Origin of the sequence: Amycolatopsis eburnea, from assembly GCF_003937945.1 — a bacterium.
GTDB lineage: Bacteria > Actinomycetota > Actinomycetes > Mycobacteriales > Pseudonocardiaceae > Amycolatopsis > Amycolatopsis eburnea.
Genome location: NZ_RSEC01000020.1, coordinates 1 through 1,705, shown reverse-complemented (window position 1 = coordinate 1,705; position 1,705 = coordinate 1). Strand labels below are relative to the sequence as shown.

Annotated in this window: 3 protein-coding genes; 1 reads left to right on the top strand and 2 read right to left on the bottom strand. The window is 66.7% G+C overall.

Annotated features, from left to right (window positions below; all coding sequences use genetic code 11):
- The first annotated feature begins 69 nt into the window (after nt 1–69).
- Nucleotides 70–408: a hypothetical protein gene (locus tag EIY87_RS03870; RefSeq protein ID WP_125306256.1), complete on the top strand. Its 339-nt coding sequence runs from the start codon at nt 70–72 to the stop codon at nt 406–408.
- A 152-nt stretch (nt 409–560) separates the two neighbouring features.
- On the opposite strand, the gene EIY87_RS03865 is transcribed toward EIY87_RS03870, so the two are convergent.
- Nucleotides 561–761 (bottom strand): DUF397 domain-containing protein, encoded by a 201-nt coding sequence (locus EIY87_RS03865; protein WP_125306255.1) that lies wholly within the window; start codon nt 759–761, stop codon nt 561–563.
- Entirely contained in the window at nt 758–1,618 is an 861-nt protein-coding gene (locus EIY87_RS03860) for a helix-turn-helix domain-containing protein (RefSeq protein WP_225439687.1), read from the bottom strand. Before EIY87_RS03860 ends, EIY87_RS03865 begins: the two co-directional genes overlap by 4 nt.
- Between the last annotated feature and the right edge of the window lie 87 nt (nt 1,619–1,705).

The window sequence follows — 1,705 nt, the reverse complement described above, 5'->3', positions numbered from 1 at the left end:
GTCGCGCGGTTCCGCCTATCGCATATGTCTACCCGTTCGATCCGTTTCCCCAGCTCAAGGAGAGTTTCAATGCCCGCTCAGCAGCCCATCGTCGGCCGAATTCTGCGGATGCTCGCCTACCTCGCCAGCCGCGGGACCTTTCTCGCGCTGGGAGTCGTCGCGCTGTGCCTCCTCCAGACGTCCGAGCTCCCGTGGGCCGGGCCGGTCTTCGTCAGCGCCCAGCTGGTGATCGTCGCGCTGGTGCGGTACGCGTCCGAAGCGTACGAGGAGTGGGCCGACGAATGGGTCACCTGGCTGCACACCTCCGCCCCGGCGGAGTCCATCGCCTACCACCGCGCCTACGTCGCCTGGGCCGTCAAGGACCGCACACGGCTCCTCGGTCAGGCGCCAAGTGCGGTGACGGCGTGAACCGTCCGCGTCTCCGTCGGGTCGGATACTGGCTGCTCGTGGCCGTCACCGCCCTCGCCGTCGTGTACCTCTTCGCGCTGCAGGCCCATTGGGGCTAGCGAGCGACGGCGCCCCGGCGCAGTAAGCGTGGGCCGGGGCGCCGCCGAGCAGGATCAGTCGCGTTGCTGAAGCTTCACGACGAGTCCCCGGAAGCTAGCCCGCGGCAACCAGAGCTCGCCACCCTCCGGGTCTTTGCTGTCACGAATTCCCACGTCCGGCGTTGGCCGGTCCATGTCGATCTCGACGCAGTCCTGCCCTTCCTTGCTGGCACTGGATGTTCGCCACCGTCCCCCGCCATCCTCGGGTACGGTCATGTTGTCAACTCCTTGCTGTTGATGACCCTGGCGATCAGCGCCGCCGACTCTTCGGCGCTGATCGCCACTTCTTCCGCCCTCCTCGCGTCGCTCTGGTACAGCTCGACGTTCGCAGGATCTTCGAGGTAGAGAGCGGAAACCTTGTTCTCCAACTGCACCACCGGGCCCCGCTGCGAACCCCGTTCGTCCTCGACCGGGAACGTGGCCACCGAGAATGGCCCTTCCCAGCCGGGATTCCATTTCGCGCGCATCGGGATGATGTGGACGTGCACGTTGGGCCGCTTGCCCATGATGACCAAGTGCCGCAGCTGATCGGCCATGGACTCGTCGTCGATCAGCTGAGCGTGAAGAACCGGCTCCCAGATGAACGCCCGGTAGATGAGCGGGTTTCGACGCGTGAGCGCGGCCTGCTGTCCGATCCGGACGGCGACCCTGGTGTCGATCAGATTTGCCGCGAGGCCTGTTTCGGTGAACACCGCGCGGGCGTAAGGCTCGGTCTGCAGCATGCCCGGCAGAAGCGCCGGAGCGACGTGCACGAGTTCCTCCGCAGTGCGGCCAATCTCCAGCATCGCGGCGTAGCGGCCCTGATCCTCCAGCATCGGGCCGCTGGTCGACCCGCGAGCCATCTGGACCAGTTCTTCGCGCTTCTCGGCCGGCGCGCCGATCACGACCATGTACGCGGCGACGTCCTCGGGCTTCGGCTTCCGCTCGCCGGTCTCCCACCGCGAGACAGTCGGATGCTGCACGCCGAGCAGCGCGGCCACCGATCGGACCGTGCTATCCGGCATGTACATCTTCCGCGCGTCGCGCATCTCGGCGCCGAGCGTGACCGCCAGCGTCCCCTTGGTACCAGCCATGGTCCAGAGAATACGCACCCATCGCGCGGGCAGATCGACGGCTTCGCGTCACCCGAAGGAAGCATTGACGCACTTGGTACCGAGGAT

What these genes read in the sequence shown, in the direction of transcription:
- EIY87_RS03870 (WP_125306256.1), top strand. Translation starts at nt 70, where the DNA reads ATGCCCGCTCAGCAGCCCATCGTCGGCCGAATTCTGCGGATGCTCGCC.
- EIY87_RS03865 (WP_125306255.1), bottom strand. Translation starts at nt 761, where the DNA reads ATGACCGTACCCGAGGATGGCGGGGGACGGTGGCGAACATCCAGTGCC.
- EIY87_RS03860 (WP_225439687.1), bottom strand. Translation starts at nt 1,618, where the DNA reads ATGGCTGGTACCAAGGGGACGCTGGCGGTCACGCTCGGCGCCGAGATG.